The organism is Rufibacter sp. XAAS-G3-1 (genome assembly GCF_013623775.1).
Taxonomy (GTDB): Bacteria; Bacteroidota; Bacteroidia; order Cytophagales; family Hymenobacteraceae; genus Nibribacter.
The window spans coordinates 157,902-177,122 of sequence record NZ_JABFAM010000008.1 but is presented as its reverse complement, the minus strand read 5'-3'; the positions used below and the strand labels follow the sequence as shown (position 1 = coordinate 177,122).

General features: G+C 46.6%; 9 protein-coding genes. 2 read left to right on the top strand and 7 right to left on the bottom strand.

What is annotated here, in order from left to right:
* Window positions 1–36: 36 nt before the first annotated feature.
* The 7 genes from HHO50_RS10930 to HHO50_RS10900 form a co-directional block, all read right to left on the bottom strand.
* Window positions 37–1,719: a RagB/SusD family nutrient uptake outer membrane protein gene (locus HHO50_RS10930; RefSeq protein ID WP_219921516.1), complete on the bottom strand. Its 1,683-nt coding sequence runs from the start codon at window positions 1,717–1,719 to the stop codon at window positions 37–39.
* 36 nt (window positions 1,720–1,755) lie between these two features.
* Window positions 1,756–4,821, bottom strand: a complete 3,066-nt coding sequence (locus HHO50_RS10925; protein ID WP_255478695.1) for a SusC/RagA family TonB-linked outer membrane protein — start codon at window positions 4,819–4,821, stop codon at window positions 1,756–1,758.
* 176 nt (window positions 4,822–4,997) lie between these two features.
* On the bottom strand, window positions 4,998–6,482 hold the full coding sequence (locus HHO50_RS10920; protein ID WP_181306060.1) for a fasciclin domain-containing protein: 1,485 nt from the start codon (window positions 6,480–6,482) through the stop codon (window positions 4,998–5,000).
* Between the two features lie 106 nt (window positions 6,483–6,588).
* Window positions 6,589–8,247 carry a fasciclin domain-containing protein gene (locus HHO50_RS10915; protein ID WP_181306059.1) on the bottom strand — a complete coding sequence of 553 codons (1,659 nt, stop codon included), beginning with the start codon at window positions 8,245–8,247 and terminating at the stop codon, window positions 6,589–6,591.
* Between the two features lie 20 nt (window positions 8,248–8,267).
* Window positions 8,268–9,767, bottom strand: coding sequence for a RagB/SusD family nutrient uptake outer membrane protein (locus HHO50_RS10910; protein WP_181306057.1), 1,500 nt, complete (start codon window positions 9,765–9,767; stop codon window positions 8,268–8,270).
* A 21-nt stretch (window positions 9,768–9,788) separates the two neighbouring features.
* Entirely contained in the window at window positions 9,789–13,070 is a 3,282-nt protein-coding gene (locus HHO50_RS10905; protein WP_181306055.1) for a SusC/RagA family TonB-linked outer membrane protein, read from the bottom strand.
* A gap of 28 nt (window positions 13,071–13,098) precedes the next feature.
* Window positions 13,099–15,324: a fasciclin domain-containing protein gene (locus tag HHO50_RS10900; RefSeq protein WP_181306053.1), complete on the bottom strand. Its 2,226-nt coding sequence runs from the start codon at window positions 15,322–15,324 to the stop codon at window positions 13,099–13,101.
* A 1,214-nt stretch (window positions 15,325–16,538) separates the two neighbouring features.
* Here HHO50_RS10900 and HHO50_RS10895 point away from each other — a divergent pair.
* Together HHO50_RS10895 and HHO50_RS10890 are read left to right on the top strand one after the other, a co-directional pair.
* Window positions 16,539–17,600, top strand: coding sequence for a family 43 glycosylhydrolase (locus HHO50_RS10895; RefSeq protein WP_181306052.1), 1,062 nt, complete (start codon window positions 16,539–16,541; stop codon window positions 17,598–17,600).
* A gap of 36 nt (window positions 17,601–17,636) precedes the next feature.
* Window positions 17,637–19,079, top strand: a complete 1,443-nt coding sequence (locus HHO50_RS10890) for a glycoside hydrolase family 28 protein (RefSeq protein ID WP_181306050.1) — start codon at window positions 17,637–17,639, stop codon at window positions 19,077–19,079.
* Window positions 19,080–19,221: the final 142 nt, after the last annotated feature.

Genomic DNA, 19,221 nt, shown 5'->3' with positions numbered 1-19,221 from the left:
GGTAACAGCATCAGGCACTTTTAGGACGAGGAAGCCTTACATTTTAAATGGCAGGTACCAGTTATTGGGATCCATTAATCTTGCTCTTACTTCTTCTGCCCTGGGGTCATTTGCTTTGACAAATTTCTCATACACTTTATTAGCCAGGAAAGCCGGGTCTTGTCTTCTTCTTGCAATGCGCAACAAATCCTGCCATCTGTGGCCTTCAAAAGCTAATTCCAAGGCAGCTTCATGCACTATTGCATTTTCTACCCGGATCATCAAAGGATCTTGCGCACCTTGGGCCGCGAAATTGATGTCTTGCAAACCTGCCCTGGTTCTCAAACCAATGTGGCGGTACCAATCTCCCCTGAAGAAAGGGTAGGTACCCTCCCGTGCATCAAAGTTGTAAGGCGCCGGCAGAAAGGTTTGTTGCGTGTTGGTGACATCTGGGTTGGTGGCCGGAAGATTTGGGGCAGAAAAGACTGCCTTTATACCGCGTTGCAAGAAAGCCTCCGCCAGATTGGAGTGCCCCCCCCGGTTAGCTGCTTCGGCAAACCGCAGGTGGACCAACGAAGCCCGGGCTAAAAACCAGTTGCCCCTGTTTTCAAAGGGCAGGGCGGCACTAAAATTCTGCAAGTATTTTCCTACCACCGGTTGCCCCATCTGGTACCGTACGGCCCATCCTCCCCTGGTGTCTCCCGGGGTCAGATCAGAACGCGTTTCAGCGGCCCATTTATCAATGGCAGCCTGTGAGGGTTTTAGCAGATAACTGCCTCCCGCATTCGCAAACAGCCTGATAAAAGGATTGGCTGGGCTGGTATTAGCCGTAAACGGCAAATCCCACACCCACTCATAATTCCATACCGCGTTTTGGGTACCATTAAAGCCTACTTCAGGGTTAAACGAGTTTTGCCAACTTACTCTGTATTGGTCATAGTACCTCGCCCCTTTTGCCGCGTCTGAAGCCCCAGTTTCTAAAAGAGCTCTGTAGTGCGTAGCCGCCTGCGTGTAGTTCCCCTTCCATAGATGCAAATCCCCTAGCACCAGCCGTTTATTCACGAAGAACTTCTCGGTGTTGAATCCGCCTATGTTTGTTAGGAGGGAGCTACCCGTAGGATACAGGTCTTTGTGGGGTATTTTCTCGGTAACATTTATTAAACTGTCCAGCAATACCTCAAATTCAATTTTCTGAAACTTAGACTGATCTGTGAGGTCACCTACTTTCGCCAGCGGATCAGTGATATAAGGTACTCGTCCGTACTGGATACCCAATTGCAGGTACACCCAGCTTCTAAGTGCCATGATATCAGAATACCGCTGGTTGTACTCTATTCTGGTTATCTTATTCTCCCTAACCATCTTATCAAAATTGCGAAGTACATCATTACAGTTAATGATCACTTCGTAATATGGTCTTGGATTAGCGTAATTGTTATCCTGTAATACCGTGTGGTAATTGATCTGCAGCAGATCTGGGTTACCAGCGGCATTGGCCGTCACGTTCAGCAGATCTCCCCGTAGCTCATTCAGGATGACGTGCCGTTCGGCCAGATTCATGAACTTGCCATACACTCCTATTACGGCCGCATCTGCATCAAAAATGTTTTGGTATGCCTGCTCTTCATCCACAGTTGTTTCAGGTGCTATGTCTAGCATATCGCTACAGGAGAAAGTGCTGAGGCCCAGAAGAACCATGGGCACCACACGGGCTATTGACCTGATAAATTTATTTTTCATGTGTTAATCACTTAATACTTTGATAGTTTCTATAGCCTACAGACCAATTCTTACCCCTAGCAGTACTGATCTGAACTGCGGTATCATCCCCAAGTCTATTCCTTGCGCAAAAATGGTTTCTCCTGCGCTAAATTCAGGATCGTAGCCTTTGTATTTGGAGAAGGTGAGTAGGTTGTTACCGGTGGCATAGAAAGAAGCAGATTTGATATATTTTGTATTCAGCGGCAGGTCATATCTTAACGTCAGGGTTCTTAGACGCAGGTAAGAGCCATCCTCGATCCATCTGTCAGAGAAGCGGTTGTTCCCGAGCGGATCACCGAAATTAGCCCTTGGCATATCGGTTACCTGACCATCCGCTCTCCATCTTCTGATGACCGCGTCGGTTTGGTTTGTAGTGCCCGCGGCAGATTCTAACTGTGCTCTGGTGTAGTTGTAGACATCATTGCCTTGGCTGAAGGTGAAGTAAGCATCAAGGGAAAACCGCTTGTACTCAAACCTGGAACTGAACATGCCGGTAAAATCTGGATTGGGGTTACCTATCACGACCCTGTCGTTTTCGTCAATCATGCCCTGAGAATCACCTTCATTATTGAAGTTCACAAACCGCATATCTCCTCCCTGGAAAGCGACCACCTCACCGCTAGGGGTTCTTGTGCTCAAGCCGGACTGAGCGGCCTCTTCGTTGGTAGTGTACACACCATTAGTTCTATAGCCATAGAACAGATTTGCTTCTTGTCCTACTTTGGTGAGAATATTTGCCCCGGCAAATTGGGTTATGAACTGATCTGCGTTTAAGGCAGTAATTTGGTTTTTGTATCTGGAAAGCGTCAGGCCCAGATCCCATTTGAAAGAGGCAGTGTTGATCACCCGGCTGTTCAACGTCAGGTCTACCCCTTTGTTCAACATCTTCCCGTTGTTAGTGAACATAAACTCGAATCCGGCAGGTGAAATCAGTTGCTCACGCACGAGCATGTTATCGGTGACGTTACGGTAGGCGTCTACACTAACAGAAAGCCTTTCATTGAACAATGCCACATCTACCCCCGCATTTACTTTCCGGTTGGTTTCCCATTGCAAGGCTGGGTTCCCGATATTGCCTCTTACCAAACCCTGAAAATCCAGCAGGTTCTGCGATACGTAGTACTGACGGGCGTTGTAGTCACCTATATCATCGTTTCCGCTAATGCTGTAGGTGGCCCGCAGTTTCAGCATCTCAAGGAAATCAACGCCCGCCATAAAGTTCTCGGAAGAAATAAGCCAGGCAGCACCTACAGATGGAAACACCCCAAACTTTCTATTGAACAAGCTGATGCCATCTGCCGCCTCTGTGCCGAAGCGGGAAGAACCATCAACCGCCAGATTAAGGGAAAGGAAGTATTTGCTTAGCAAGCCATAATTGGCCCCTGCATAGTAATTTAACCAATTCGATTTGCCAATATCGCCACCCGCTCTGCGCAAGGCAGCAGATCCGGCACCAATAGTCCTTAATTCGTCCGTTGCCGAGTTATAGCCTAAGCCCGTGTCGGCTTCGCTGTCATTTTTTATGTACCTTATGCCAATGCTGCCGTCTACGCTGTGTATGTCATTGAAGGTCTTGTTGTAGGCGAGGCGGGTGTCACTGAAAATACCGAACATTCTTTGCACCTGCGCGCCCATTCTGCTCTCCGCAACCGCGTTTTCCAATTGCTCTGCGCTTGTACCCCTGCGCGGCACAAAGAAGCTCTCGCGTATTTTATCATACGTAAGGCCGTACTGGGTGCTGGCTACCAGATTCTTGGTAAAAGCGTAATTGAATTTAGCCGAGCCAAAGAACCTATAGTTGATTCCCCTGGCCTGCATGTTGTTAGTGATCACAGCCGGATTACCTACATTAAAAATATCAGTATCTGATAAGTTGGGAGAGGTGACACCTGTGTTTGCTATTTCATTTCTGGAAAGGAACGGCGCTTTTACCAGGCTTAAGTAGATGGGATTTGTATTTACGGCAATGCCTTGGTCAGCCAGATTCTGTTCACTGTACGTAAAGGCCATATTGGTATTTACTGTCAGCTTTGGCGTCATGTTCAGATCTGCATTGAACAAGGTATTATACCTTTGAAGGTTCGTATTTTCCACAATACCCCCATTATTTAAAACCCCTAGTGACAGTGCGTACTTCGCAATGTTATCACCCCCAACCACTCGCAGGTAATAATTCTGGTTGTAACTTCTTTTTAATACTTCCTTCTGCCAGTTGGTATTGTTATGATAGGTATAATAGTCAGGGTTGGTGATATCATCATTCATGTAGGGCCGCGTCTGGATCTGGTTATCCGTGAGCCCGCTGCTTTTTAGCACATCTGATAAATAGATGCGGTAATTGGACGCATTCATCACCGGAATATTATCAGGGACAAGGTTTACGCCTGCGTAAGTAGCAAAATCAATCTTTGTTACCAACTCCTGAGCGCGGGCTGTTGTGACCAAGATAGCTCCGTTGGCTCCCTTTGAACCATAAATAGAGGCAGCATCTTTAATAACCGTGATATTCTCTATGTCTTTGATGTCAATGTTAGAGAGCGGGTTGGTGAAGTGGTTACTGATGATGGAGCCACCATAATCGTTCATGTCGTACATCATACCATCCACTATGATCAGCGGCTGGTTGGTGGTGTACAGCGAGGAGTAGCCTCTCAAGAAGAGATTGGCACCACTACCGGGCGTACCAGACCTACGCACTACATTGAGACCCGCCACTTTCCCCTGCAGGTAGTTTTCCGGAGTTTCAGCAGAAGTACTCCATTTTTGTTGGCTGGGATCCAATGATACTACTGCACCCGTAACCTGGTTTATAGGTTTGCTGATGCTATTGGGTAAGACGGCGATATCGTACAAAGAATTAAAAGCTCCTTCATATAAGCTTACCGTTACATTGCTTCGGCCTTTTACCGGCACTTCTTTGCGCTGAAAGCCTTCTCCCTCCAAAATGAGGGAAGAAGAAGAGGATGGTATATTGAGAGAGAAATTACCCTTATCATCTGTTAAGGCAGCTGAATAGCCGGGCACACTCACGCTAATTCCCGCCACAGGGAGCTTGGTTGCCGCAGAGGTAACAGTACCCATAACTATAACGCCACCCACTGGCTGACGAGCAACCACTACGCTATCAGGTGCCGCATCTGCTGCTCCGGTCTGCTGGGCAAAAGCGCAAACCGGTGTGCCGGCCAAAACCAAAAGGAACGATAACTCTTTTATTCTTTTATAAAAAATATGCATGTAATTCCTTAGCTATGATGTGATTAAAATACAGGTACTAACTCCAGGTAATCCAGGGTGAGCGGATTGATTGTATTATCAGTAGAGAGAGCACTTCTGAGAAAAGCATCCAAGTTGCCATATCTTGCCACTGAATACTCTCCGAGTTCCTGACGCACCGGTACCGAGGAAGGCGCTACTGCTTTATAGGGAAAAACGGTTGCATTTAATGTTCCCAGGACTATTCTTTGATTGAATGGTTCTAATGCACGAATGTCATTACGAGTGACGAAGTTAAAATCGTTGATGACGCTCCAATACACTTTGTATTTAGTAGAGTATACATTTGGAATCACATATCGTAGCCATAAACCAGAGATACTGTGCCCAGTAGCACGCAGGTACCGGTAGTTTTCACCCGCTACTTCGCTTCTTCTGGTCTGGACGGAAACATTTCCTACCTTATCAGGATGACTTAACCAGAGAACTCTAAAGTCAAAAATTGACTCGCCCTCTACCCTGATCGGTTTGATTTTCTCCTCGTTTGCAACAGTGAGGCTATTCACGACCAGAACAATTCCATTAGAGGTACGCTCCTCACGCACAACCGCATTTCTATCTATATGCACCTGCACGCCCGATCTGGAGATCAGGGTCTCGGGTAACGTTTCCTTTGTGTAAACCCCTCTAAAAGCTAGGTCTTTGGTGACAGCCCAATTTGTCAGTGCATCGGTACTGTCGGCAGTACTGGTTGCAAAAAACTTCCTGAATCTGCCAAACTCTGCATTGTAGGCTTCATCTGTCAGCATGATGAAGGTATACACAGAATCTTCGTTGGCAATATTATAAGCTCGTTGAAAAAAACGGTTCTGCTGCACAAAACCAGTGGCAGGATCGTACACCGGCTTTCCGGTAACCGGGTCTACTCCTGTTTGGACGGCAAGGCTATCCACAAAAACCCTTTCGTCCAATGACAGCATGTAGGCTTTCTGGCGTGGACTGAGCGTGGTGTTGTTTAAGAATTCCCACGAATTCATTCTGGGAGTAAGCGGCGCACCAACTATATGCAACACCCCATTTCCGGCATATTTATTGGCTTCCTCTATTTTTGCTGCATCTACCGTAGCAGTTGCCTTGTCCCAGAGAATATTCTTACCGCTTAAGGTTTTTATCTGGAAAGAAGCAGGCAGTGTAGTATGGGTAAAATACTGCTGGTAACTGATGTGATTACTCACAAACTGCTTCAGCCTGTCTGGACTATTCACAATAGTCTGATCTAAATTCTGCAGTGCCTCATTGGTTGGTGCCCATACCGTGAAAGATTTAGAAGATCTAAGCACCTCATCAAACCCGGTCTGGACAAGCAGTTCATTAAACCGGCTAATTCTAGGATTGGTATTAATTTCCTGCATTATATTCTGGTTTAATGCAGGATCATTAAGACTCGTGTGCTCTTCCCATCCATCCTGGCAGGCTGAGAATCCTGCCAGGATGGATGCAAATAGGAGTATCTTTTTGTACAAGGTCATTTGTTTTGATTATTTATAGATAAAATCATCTTTAGAGTACACTGGCAGATCTGAAAACAACTGCCAGTGTACCTTACAGGTAAATTCTAATTTTAATACTATCTCCTTATTGTTCTTGAACCAAGGTACCGTCTCTTGCTATTTTGGGGAATAACTGATCCTGATCTTCTGGGATGAATTGGATCATATCAATCCGATGGACGCCATTGTCATTGGTAAGGCCTTGAAATCTAATTTTGTGTCTTCCAGTCGTTTCAACGGTAACTGTCCCGGCTAGCCTTGCATAAGAGTTACCTGGCGTATCAGACACGTGCCTTTTTATCCCCTGTGCCAACAACTCTCTTTCGTTTCCACCCGGATAGTAAAGTGACATATCAATTGTTCTTGGCAGCACCTGCCCGTTGAAATATACCTGTAGCGGCGATGTTCTTAATATTGTTCTGAAGGCAACCCACACTCTGTATCTTCCTTTGACAATAGTGGGCGTGGTGAATTCCACCACTCTGGCCACGTTTGCACTCATACGAACCTCCAAGTAGTCACGATAGGCATAACCGTCTGCATCACCGGTTGAGCCAGGCCTATAGGTGATAGTTGGATTATTGGAACCTTCCACAAGAACATCTTTCAGAGAGCCAATAGGGAAAGCTACACCTGGTGCGCCAGATCTTCTAAACGCCGGCAGTATTCTTATTTCCGGCTGATCTGCCACATCAAAGTACACCCGTACCGGGTTTCTCTTTTTAATCTGGAAGTTTTCTGTAACCGTGTGTAGTACCCCGTTTGTTGCCGTATTGTCGCTTGCTCTTCTGTCTACCAGAGCGCCCTCTTCCCGCACACCGTTAAAAACATCTTCATTAATCAATACCTGTTCCCCCTTCAGCATAGAGGTGATCACCTCCTGAGGAGCCAGTGTGGCATGAGAAGGTGCGGTCACTAGATCCGCCAGGTACTTACTATCATTCAGAATACGGTAGGACATATTCAGGTATAGGCTGTCACTTTTATCAGCTGGGTTTCCGGTTTGGGAATATTTTGCTTTTAACTCTTCATAATTGGTAATACCCATACTCTGGTAGACAGAGTTCTTCTGTGCCAACACCGTGTACCATCCAGTTTGTGTATTGGCCCCGTTTAACTGGTTAAATAAACCTGTTTGTTTTAAAGCAGTAGTAAAGATGGAGTACTCTGGGTTGCTCTCCAGCATTTGGCCCACCGTCTGGCTTGCAGGCTGCAATACACGGTCAATGGAGTGAACAATTCCATTCCCAACCCTTATGTTAGCCTGTACCACATTTGCCTGTCTGTTCACGCGTGTTCTGGCAACCCCATTCTCCAGCTCAGCACCCGTGATTACATATTGCCCCAGCATGGTGATGCTGGGGAGCTTACCATCCGTGAACTCTGAGGTGGCAATGGTATCCTCCACCAGGTGGAACCGTACTATCCGCTTCAACTCATCAGCCTCTAACTGATCAACAGAAGTAACCCCCTTTTCTTTTAGAAAGACGTCAATGGCTTCATTGGTTGGCGCAAACATGGTATAGGAACCATAGGCTGACAGGAAACCGGCCACTTCCGTTTTTTCCAGAATTTGTATCAAACTGGAGAACTGATCTGCGTTTTTCTCAAAATAGCCCAGCATGTTCACGTCACTAGTTGTAGCGACGTCAATATTCTGCTCTTCACAACCCCATAAAGAGGTTATTAAAAGAAGGCTCAAAGCCACGGCTTTAAAGCTTTTGTGAAAAATTAGATTTTTCATATTTAAAAAAATTAAATTAACTATCTGCCTATGTAGAAAGGGTTCTGCTCCAGACTCTTGTTAGTAGTCAGTTCGTACTGGTAGATTGGCCAGTAATGACTGTTCGGGTCTTTATACTTGTTTAAGATAGACTGTTGTCTGTCTGGTGGGGCGCTGTTTAAAACCATTTGGTTTAGCAAATCCTGACGTGAATAACCTGACCGTCGGGCATTCCTTAACACATCATACCATCTCTTGCCTTCAAAGGCGAACTCGCGGGCACGTTCATCCAAAATGAAATTGATCATGTCATTCGTTGAATTTGGATCAATGTTCGCGTTATCGGTTCCCGGAAGGGCATTTGCCCGTCGCCTAACGGTGCGGATCAATTCCAACGCCTCTGCCCCTCTCCCGTTATTCTGGGCCACCAACGCTTCTGCCTTCATCAGCAGCACATCTGCATAGCGGTAGAATATCCAGTGCGCATAAGATTGGTCTTGGGTTCTTCGCTCTTCCTCTGTGAGGCCCATGTACTTCCAAACTTCACCCGTTGTTACTCTAACAGAAGCATTTGCCCTGAGATCAGCGTTTAATACATCTACCGGGTCTGGGGGGAAAACTTGTTCCAAGACACGTGTTGCCGCTACAAACCTTCTACCAGTAACGGTGCTGAACATTGGGAAGAAAGGGTTTGTCCGCTGGGCATTGAATTGCAATGAAAACAGGATTTCGCTTGAGTTGCCCTGTGCGTATAGCTGCTGGAACCACTGTGGGTTATTTACTCCTTGTACCAGGCCGAATTGTCCTGAGTTGATGATTTTATCGGTAGCAATAATGGCACTATCGTACTTTTCTTTCCATAGGTACACATCTGCCTGCATCGCGTTTACCGAGTACCTGGTGATTCGGCCTCTGTTAAAAGCATTGTTTCCGTAGTTAATAACGGCGAATTCCTCTGCCTGCAGTAAGTCCTTTGCCACCTGGTTCAACACCTGGGCCTGGGGTGATTTAGGCAGGGCAACCGCCTGGTCATCGCTTATGGTGGCAGTTAGCTTCAATGGAACGTCACCGAAGCTCCGGGCCAGATAGAAGTACATGAGCGCTCTGATCGCGTAAGCTTCTCCCAGATAAGCATTCAGCTGTTCCTGCGTGAACGTTCTGTCCTCGGCAAGGGCCCCTGGCGCAAGCTCTATCACTGTATTGCACTGGTTTATTGTTCTATAAAACGGCCTCCAGTCAGCAATGGGGTTGGTATCTACTATGTTTCCGTTCATCACCTCCAACTCATTAGACCTGATGCCTGTGTTAGCCATGAGCATGTCTGACCTAAGTTCTCCCCACAAGAAGATCTTCTCCGCAAAATCCTGATCCAACATAGAAGCGTAAATTCCTACCACGGCAGAATTTACCTGCTCTTTTGTTTTCCAGAATTCCTTCCCTACAATTCCGTTCTCTGGCTTCAGATCAAGCCAGCTGTCGCATGCACTTGAAACCAAAACCATTAGCACCAGTGCTACTTTGTATACGTATGCCTTTAACATTCTATCTTTCTGTTTAATACTTTAAAATCTCACATTCACACCAAGCGTCGCAGTCTTCACTGGGGGAGTTCTGGAGGTATCAAACCCGATCCTGAACGGATCGCCCCCTGCCAAACCAACTTCAGGATCCTGACCGGTATATTTTGTGAAGGTAAGTAGGTTGTTTGCTGTGAAATAAACGCTCAGTTCATTTGCCCGTAGCTTTTCTATGATGTGCTTAGGCAGGTTGTATCTGATGGTGAGGGTTTTAAACCTCAGGAAAGATCCATCCTCTACGTACCGGTCTGATGCGAGCCAATTGTACCCCATTCTGTTCAAGGCACGCGGCATGTCTGTCTCATCCCCGGAGCGCTGCCATCTTCTTAAGATAGCGGTGCTTTGGTTTGAGTAGTCATACATGTTCTCTGTGTACATTTTGGTCTGGTTTACCACGTCATACTTGTATCTGAAGTTGAAGAACATGTTCAGTCTCCAGTTCTTATAACTTACTGTAGGGCCAAAACCACCGGTAAGTTTAGGGTTTGCATTACCCAGGTACACCACATCTTTGTAGTCTATGTTGCCGTCATGGTTGATGTCTTCATAGATGGCATCACCAGGCTGAAACACGTAGTCAATTGCGGGGTACCCAAAACGCATAGGCACCACCTGCCCATTAGGCCCTACAATGGCGTTCCCGTTTCTGTCTTTGGCAGTAGTGGCCTCGGCGTCTTTGTACACACCCTTAAACTTGTACCCATAGAAAGAGCCGAATGGGTTGTTTTCCTGGATAGTGATCAGGTAGTTGCCGTTTGCATTCAGATTTCCCCTTTCACGCGGGTAGAATTCTGAAATCTCTCTGATCATGTTTTGGTTGTTGGACAAGTTCAGGCCGAAGTCCACCGTAAGATCCCTTGCTTTGTAAGCCGTCAGGTTCAACCCTAACTCCCAACCCATATTGTCCATGGTGCCCACGTTCATGTCCACATCAGTAAAGCCTGAGACAGACGAAATCCGCAGGTCTTGGAAGAACATGTCTTTTGTGCGCCTCTTGTAAATATCAGCGTCTATGGAAACACGCCGCTGGAGCAGAACCAGGTTAATACCTAGGTTTGACTGTACTACTGTCTCCCACTTCAGGTTATTCAGCCTCATGGTGGATTGATACAAACCGGCCATGCCCAGGTAGTTGTAGTTGTAGTTTTCATACAGGTCAAAGTGACCGTAGCTTGCCCGGGGCTCGTTGCCGCTTGCCCCGTAGCTAGCCCTTAAGCTTAGGTCATCAATAAAGGTAAAGCCCTGCATAAACGGCTCACCAGACACTCTCCAACGCCCAGAGATAGAAGGAAAAGTACCGTAACGGTTATTCTCCCCAAATCTGGAACTTCCGTCCCCGCGAACACCTACGTTGATGATATAGCGATCCAGAAACCCATATTGGACATTCAGCAAAAGACCAACGCTTCTGGTTTGTGAAGAAGAAGAACCTAACCGGTGTTCATTGCCCTGAATTCTGGAAGGAATAGATGGATCTTGCAGATAAGCAGAGGCTGTATTAGATGTCATAACCCCGAAACCCTCGTTTCTGGCATCAAATGTCATAAAGGATAGTAAACCTTGTAAGCTGTGGTTATCACCCAATCTTGGAGTATAGAGCAGGTTTGTTTTTGTGATAACACTAAACCTGTCAGCATCAGAGTCTGACGCTCTATTTACAGTGGTCTCTGTCCAGGGTCTTCCGGTAGCAGTCTGCGGCAGAAACATTTTTGTTTTGCTGTTATTGATATCGAACTGAATATCAGAAGTGGCAAGCAGCAAGCCTCGCAGCACATCATATTGGATGTTGAATTTGGGTATAATGCGCTCGCCTAACTGTCTGTTTACTCCTTCAAGCGCCATAGCTACTGGGTTGAAGGTACCAGAACTACGGTTCGGGTCGTCAGAGCCAATATAACCTCCCTGCACATTGTTTGCCGGTGAAAAATAGTTAGGTGTCCGCTCTCCGAATTCATTGTACTCATACACACTCATATTAGGCATCTTGTTATAAGCTACGTTTCTGATGGTGTTGGTGTAGTTCTGGTTGTTGTCCAGGTGCGTGTAAGATAAATCCGTTCTGAATCTGATTCTGTCTGACACGGTAAAGTCCAGGTTGATGCGGGCCGAGATACGGGAAAGGTCTGTCCCAATGGTGGTACCCTGCTGCCCGAAGTAACCGATAGAAGTGTAGTATCTGGCCTTATCACCGCCACCAGACAAGGAAATGTTATGGTCTTGGATGTGTCCTAATTGGGTAATTTCATCAATCCAGTTGGTGTTCTGGCTGTAATTATGGTACCAATAAGGGTCTTTGGGATCATACTGAAACTCCTTGACAGTAGTGGTGTTCAGCGGGGTACCCGTTCTGTTCATAAAAGCTTCCGGAATGTACTGGGAGTACTGGTCGCCGTTTAGCATTGGCAGCGGGTCTGGCTGTTTGGTAACCGATCCTCTGAAGGAATAGCTCACGGTTGGTTTTCCTACCCTACCTCTTTTGGTGGTAATTACAAGTACACCATTAGATGCCCGGGCACCCCATACAGCGGTAGCGGCGGCGTCTTTCAGCACTGATATTTCTTTGATGTCTGTAGGTGCGATGTTCAAGAGCTGCGCATAGCCCTGCTCATCTGCCGTGGCAAAGTTGAAGTCAGAGGCAATCTCTATGTCATAGGGCATCCCGTCCACCACAATCAGCGGCTCAGAAGAAGAGTTAATGGAAGACGTTCCCCGAATACGGATCTGCATTCCCGCCCCTGGGTCACCGGTGCTTGCCACAATGTCTACACCCGCCATTCGCCCTTGCAGCGCCTCATCAATAGAAGCAGCGGGCAACTCAGCCAGTGCCCTGGCATCTATTGTGCTGATCGCAGATGTCAGGTTACGGGTATCTACGTCCAGCATACCCGTACTTGCTTTTTGCTCAGAGACAATCTCTACCGCATTCAGCATGTTCATGGTAGACTCCAGCGCCACATTGACCACAGATCTGTTATTTACATTGAATGTAAAGTTCTTATACCCAATGTAGGAGACAACCACTTTGTTCTGGGGGCTCTTCATCCGCAGGGCAAAACCACCGTTAATATCGGTACTAACACCAGCCAGGGTACGGTTTTCGTTATCTATCTCATAGACAGACACCCCTATCAGCGGCTCTTTTGTGGCCTTGTCTGTTACTGTTCCTCTCACAATCGTCTGCCCAGCCTGGGCATTGGCCAACACACTGCAGCAGACAAAAACTGCAGTGAGAATCAAATAAGAGAAACTCCCTAAAAATCTTTTCATATCAATACTCTATAGATTCTGTAAACTCTTAATTTTCCCGGTACAGTAAGTAATTGTCAATCTGGTGAATGATAGCTCTGTTAGACAACACATTACTGTTTGCCTTTACAACAGTCGCTTTCCTGTTATTGGCATCTGTGATCACCATCTGCCCATTGGAGTAGGAAACCCCCAGGATACCTATATTGCCGCTAACGTTTTGGAATATAGTCTCATAACCCCTTGGCTCCTCAGCCTGGTTTTCAAACGGCACCTGCTCTTTTGCGATGATATGGTACTGGAGAAACCTGGCCACTTGATCACGCTGTTCAGGCGTTGCAGGATTAAAGTTGGGAACCCCTGCCGTAGTGCCGGGCAGAATACCATCTTTCACGGCCTGCTGTATGGCTGCATTGGTAGGAATCAGGTAGGTATATGGCGTTCCTACGGTTGTTCCTTTTACATCTAGCGTGGCCGCATCATACATGAGAGGGGAGTTTCTGAGGTAATTATAGAAATGGGAGAAATTAGGGTTTGCCGCAAGGTGCTGGCTTGGTTTCAGCTCAGAGAAGTTCAGAATACGATCTACATAATAGACAACCCCATTGCTGGTCTGCACTGGGCCAGTCAAGCTAACTTGCTCTCCTTTGTCAACATTACCGGCGGCAAATACTTTCTTGTTATTGAATCTGATGTATTCCTCACTGAAGGTCTGGAGAATACCCTCACCGCTTAGATCATTGAATACAGTGTTTCGGTTATCGGCCGCGGTGACAATGTGCTGGTCTATTATTCTCTGCAGCCTCACTTGTGCCTGCGGGCCATTGACAACAGTTCCTCCTGTAGGTGGGGTGTACACCCAATAGTTGAACCGGGTATCCCAGGAGAATCCGGCGGCGGTTAAGGCGGCATCAGAGATCAGGAACAGCGTATATCTCACGTTGGGCGTTGTAAGGCTTTCTTTATACCCTGCCAACGCCCTGATCATCATAGAATACTTTGGATCAAGGTAGGCTTTCCCGTAAACCGTATGGAACACATTGGCTTCCTGCACTTTATTGGTGCCGTAGAAAAACCCATTGCTCAATATTCTTGCATCTACTACGTTGCTGTTGGGGTTTATTCTGGCCTCTTCGCTCGTTTTAAGGGGTGCCTGCGCAAATTTAGAGGGCCATACCGCCGTGGTGAACATATGCGCATTCAGAAAATCGCGGATGATCTCTACCGGCGCTTCATCCAATGAATTGTAATGCTGGAGTATCACCCTGTTTATATAGTTTGTGACGACATCATTCTTAGGGGCATAAATGGTGTAAGTGTTTGACTGGCCTTCGTTGTTCAGGCGGCTGGCACCCCGCACCTCAAACCCCTCATCATTCAAAGCAAATTCCAACTGCCCGTCATAGATTTTAGCATATACAGGATCTGTTGAGCCCGTTAGGATACGATTTCGCTCCGTGGCCTCGGGGCTCTGCTGGTAATACACCATGTACTTTTCAAACAACTCCCGGAATACACTGTATTCTGGTTTGCTGGCTATATACTCCTCTATGTTTTCAAGCGGTAGAATGACATTATCCACTTCATGGATGACACCATTCTCAGCAATAATATTAGGTGTCACCACTTTTGCATTAGCCACATGGAAGTTTTGATTCCAATTTACACCTGGGTAAAAGAAAGTATAATCTGTACCGGCAAGCCGCTGATTTGCGAAAAAGATCTGCATAAAGTACGGGATGTACTTATTATTATTATCAGCAAATACATACCCTCCGCTTCTGTTTCCGGAAATGATGTTCTGATTCTGCAATACCTGATTTCCTACTTTTGCAGGGCCGGTATATATACCTTTGTAATAAGCAGTCCGGCGTTTAAAAGCTTGATCAGGAACCCAGCCTATATTATCCTGGTAATCATCTAGCCGGTCTGTCATAAAGGCGTTATAGACTAAAGCATAGGTAACAATTTTGATGGCTGTTTCTTTACTTACAGCGTCTACCCCAGCAATACCATTTGCGGCAAAATACTTAGTGAAAGCTTCGTCATTGGGGGCGAAAAGTGTCCAGTAGCCGGCAGCGCTAAGGATATTCTTGTAATCAGCCTTATCAACCAGCGCTAAAAAGCTTTTAAAGTTGCCCTTCGCTTCTAATTGCTGGTAAATAGGGGGCTCCAGGGTTTCGGGTCTTGCGTAATATTCGTCCTTATCATCACAATTAGTTAGAAGAACTAACAATGACAGGAAGTACAATAAAACTTTTACAGATTTGATCATAATAATAGTTAATAGTAAAGGCTTTAATCTTGTGTTGTTATCTACCATGCATGATGGTTTCTGCAGTAAAAATCACCTCAAATACCACAGCCTTCTTTTAATAATTAAACTCTCTCATACTAAGAAATCAATAATCTTTTTTCATTACTTCTATTGGCTTGCAGCACAGCTATCAAGATAAATCTTTGATGGTTTTCCGTTTGTTTTTATAAAAACAAGCGAAAAACAGTTAGGATTTGAGCACCTCTGGCAAACACACGGAACCGGAAAGCTGAAGCCCTGCAAACCACACGCACTTGGTGATCTTATCTATAGCAGGCCTGCAAAACCAAATAGGAAAATAAGTCTCCTGCCGTTGTTGTGAATATGAGCTGGTTTTGGGAAATAAGCTTCACTACTGGTGATCCTGCTGGAACTAGTGCTTTGGGGCAGGCTCAAGGGGGAAGCCTTGCATTATCACCCGTCCTCTTGCCACTATCGTGACATCCGCATTTAGCGTCGTGCTGCTGTTGCATTTCCCGCTTGGCAGGTTTTCGGCAAGCTGCTTGCTTTCAGAATGCAATGCATGAGCATCCATTCGTGCAGAGGTAAAATTAACTTAGTAGAGTTCTCTCATAGGGTTTTCATAAAAGTACGAAACACTTGAACTATTCAAGCAATCCTTTATCCTATAAAGCTAATAAGTGTTCACAGGACAACTATCCTGCACTGTCCTGCCCCGGCCTGCCATTTGTTAATTATTTCCTTTTTTTTCTTTGACTAAGAAGCCGTGTTGTTAATAAAAGGGAGAAAACACCCCTTATTCTTGAAAATATTTTAATCCCAGAATAGTTACTGCAAAGATGTTAGTCTTAAGGGATGCCCCACAGATGCGCTATGTCAAGCACTTCTTGTATCCTTTGATCGCGTTGAAATGTTGAGACGCAGGACAGGCTTCTGTTTTAAGGCCGTTTTACCCAAATTAAGCATAAACTGTTTAACGGTAGCTAGAGGAGCCGTACTTAAGGCTGACCGCACACCTTTGTGTAAGTCTGAACAAGCATCTATCCTGTACTTACATAGTCCATGCTTCTAATTCTTCCCCTTGAACAGCCTTCACAGGACAGCACAGGATAGAAAGCTTTCTATAAGGAACTACTTTTAAAAATAAGACTTGTGACATCTGTCCTGGTCAACAGCTTATTCTCTATCCAATTTTGAAGGTACCTAACTGTATGTCTATTGATTTATCCTTTTTGTGGCGTCAGTCTCAAACCAGGCGTTTTAAGCATTGTCTGCTGCTTTTGATTTTTCTGTTGCCTTTAAGTGCTTTTGCGCAAAAGAAGAGAACCAGCCAACCGGTTGCTAAGCCGTTGTTTACAGACCCCATCTATGATGGTGCCGCTGACCCGGTGGTGATCTACCATAAAAAAGAGAAAAAATGGTTCATGCTCTACACAAACCGAAGAGCAACCGATGAAAAGGCCGAGGGAGTCACTTGGGTACATGGTACCCGCATTGGGATAGCCGAGTCAACTGACGGCGGCGCTACCTGGAAGTACCGCGACACAGCGAACATCAATTATCGGCCGGTTGCCGCCTACACCCATTGGGCACCAGACGTAATAGAACATGACGGCGTATTCCACATGTACCTCACCTACGTGCCCGGCATCTTCACCGATTGGAACCATCCGCGCCACATCATCCACTTAACCAGCAAAGACCTGTTTAACTGGGACTACCAATCTACCTTGCCCCTGGTGACCGATAAGGTCATTGATGCCAGCGTATTCCGGCTCCCAGATGGCACCTGGCGCCTTTGGTACAACAATGAAAGAGACGGTAAATCTATTTACTACGCAGACAGCAAAGACCTCTATCACTGGCAGGACAAAGGCAAAGCCCTACAGGCCAGAGGCGAAGGCCCGAAGGTGTTCAAATGGAAAGACCACTACTGGATGATCATTGACGCCTGGAAAGGCCTACAGGTATTTAAGTCCAATGACCTACTCAACTGGCAAGCACAGGAAGAACGGCTGTTAGAGGAGCCCGGCCAAGGAACCGATGACCAGGCCATTGGCGGGCACCCTGATGTGGTTGTGAACGGCGACAAAGCTTACCTGTTTTACTTTACCCACCCCGGGAGATCGAAAGCAAATCCGGCACCCAGTACTTCTGTTGCCGCCAAAAGAAGCGTGATTCAGCTGGTAGAGCTAGAGTATGCAAATGGCCACCTCACCTGTGACCGAGACAAGCCTACCTATATCAGCCTTAAGCCCAACAAAAAACAATAGACACGGCAAGACCCTATGCTCACCCTTCCTTACGCTATGAAGAATAACCGTTTCATCACCTTATTAGCCTTAAGCGCTCTCTTCTTATCTTTTGTAAGATGCAAGGTAGAGACACCCGTCACCGGTAGTTCTACCCTCAGTTGGGTGAAAGAAGTGGGTGCCAAGAAAATGCCTGGCAAGAAGAAAGAGTTTAACGCAACCACGTACGGTGCTGTAAATGATGGTAAAACGCTTAACACCCAAGCCATCCAGGCTGCTATTGATGCCTGCTGGGCAAATGGCGGAGGCATTGTCACGTTCAAACCGGGCAATTATCTAACCGGATCTATCTACCTGAAAAAAGGGGTTCACCTGCGGATAGACGAAGGCGTCCAACTCTTAGGGAGCCAGAACCTGGCAGATTATCCAGAGATGGATACCCGGGTGGCGGGTATCGAGATGAAATGGCCATCAGCCCTCATCAATATATTGGAGCAGGAAGAAGTAGCCATCTCCGGCAAGGGCGTGGTGCATGCGCAGGGCAAACCGTTCTGGGATCTTTACTGGAACATGCGCAAAGCGTATGAGCCTAAAAAACTGCGCTGGATTGTAGATTATGATGCCAAGCGGCCTCGCACACTCCTGGTCTCCAAGTCATCCAATGTCACCATTGAAAACATCACCCTAAAACAGGCGGGTTTCTGGACTATCCATATCCTTTACTCTGATCATGTGACCGTAGACGGCGTGGTCATCCAGAACAACATTGACGGGCACGGCCCCAGCACAGACGGCATTGATATTGACTCCTCCTCCTACGTGCTGGTGCAGAACAGCGACATTGACTGCAACGACGATAACTTCTGCCTTAAATCTGGCCGTGACTGGGACGGCTTACGGGTAAACCGCCCCACAGAATATGTGGTGATCAGAAATTGCATCTCCCGCGCCGGGGGCGGCTTGATCACCTTCGGCAGCGAAACCTCTGGCGGAATCAGGCATGTACTGGCGCATGACTTGAAAGCGAAGGGAACGGGCGTAGGCCTGCGGTTTAAATCGGCCACTACGCGGGGCGGCACCGTGGAAGATATTTACCTGCAAAACATTGAGCTGGACGGCGTGGGTACCGCCCTTGAGGTTTCCATGAACTGGAACCCTAGCTACAGCTACTCCACCCTCCCAGAAGGCTACTCTCCTGAGACAATTCCTGAACACTGGAAAACCATGCTCCGGAAAGTGGAACCCGAGGAGCGCGGCATTCCTACGTTCAGGAACGTGACTATCTCCAACATTACGGCCTCTGGTGCCAGAAAAGCCCTTGCTGCGTCCGGTATTGAGAAATCTTCTATTCAAGGTTTTACCCTGAAGAATATCAAAATACAATCTGCCACCGCCGGAGAAATCTCTTACGCCAAAGACTGGACATTTGAGCAAGTAATCCTTCAGACCAAAGACAACAGCCCGTTGAAAGTGCAGAACAGCACAAACGTTACTCCATAGAGAACAATCATAAACACGCAAACATCCGGTTTTGAGCCTGTTTTCAGAAAAACAGCCCTAAAACCGGATGTTTGGTTTTGAGCATGTTTAAATTTCATTTTCGCCTGCAAACCTCAAATTTAAACAAGCCCTTAAAGGAAAG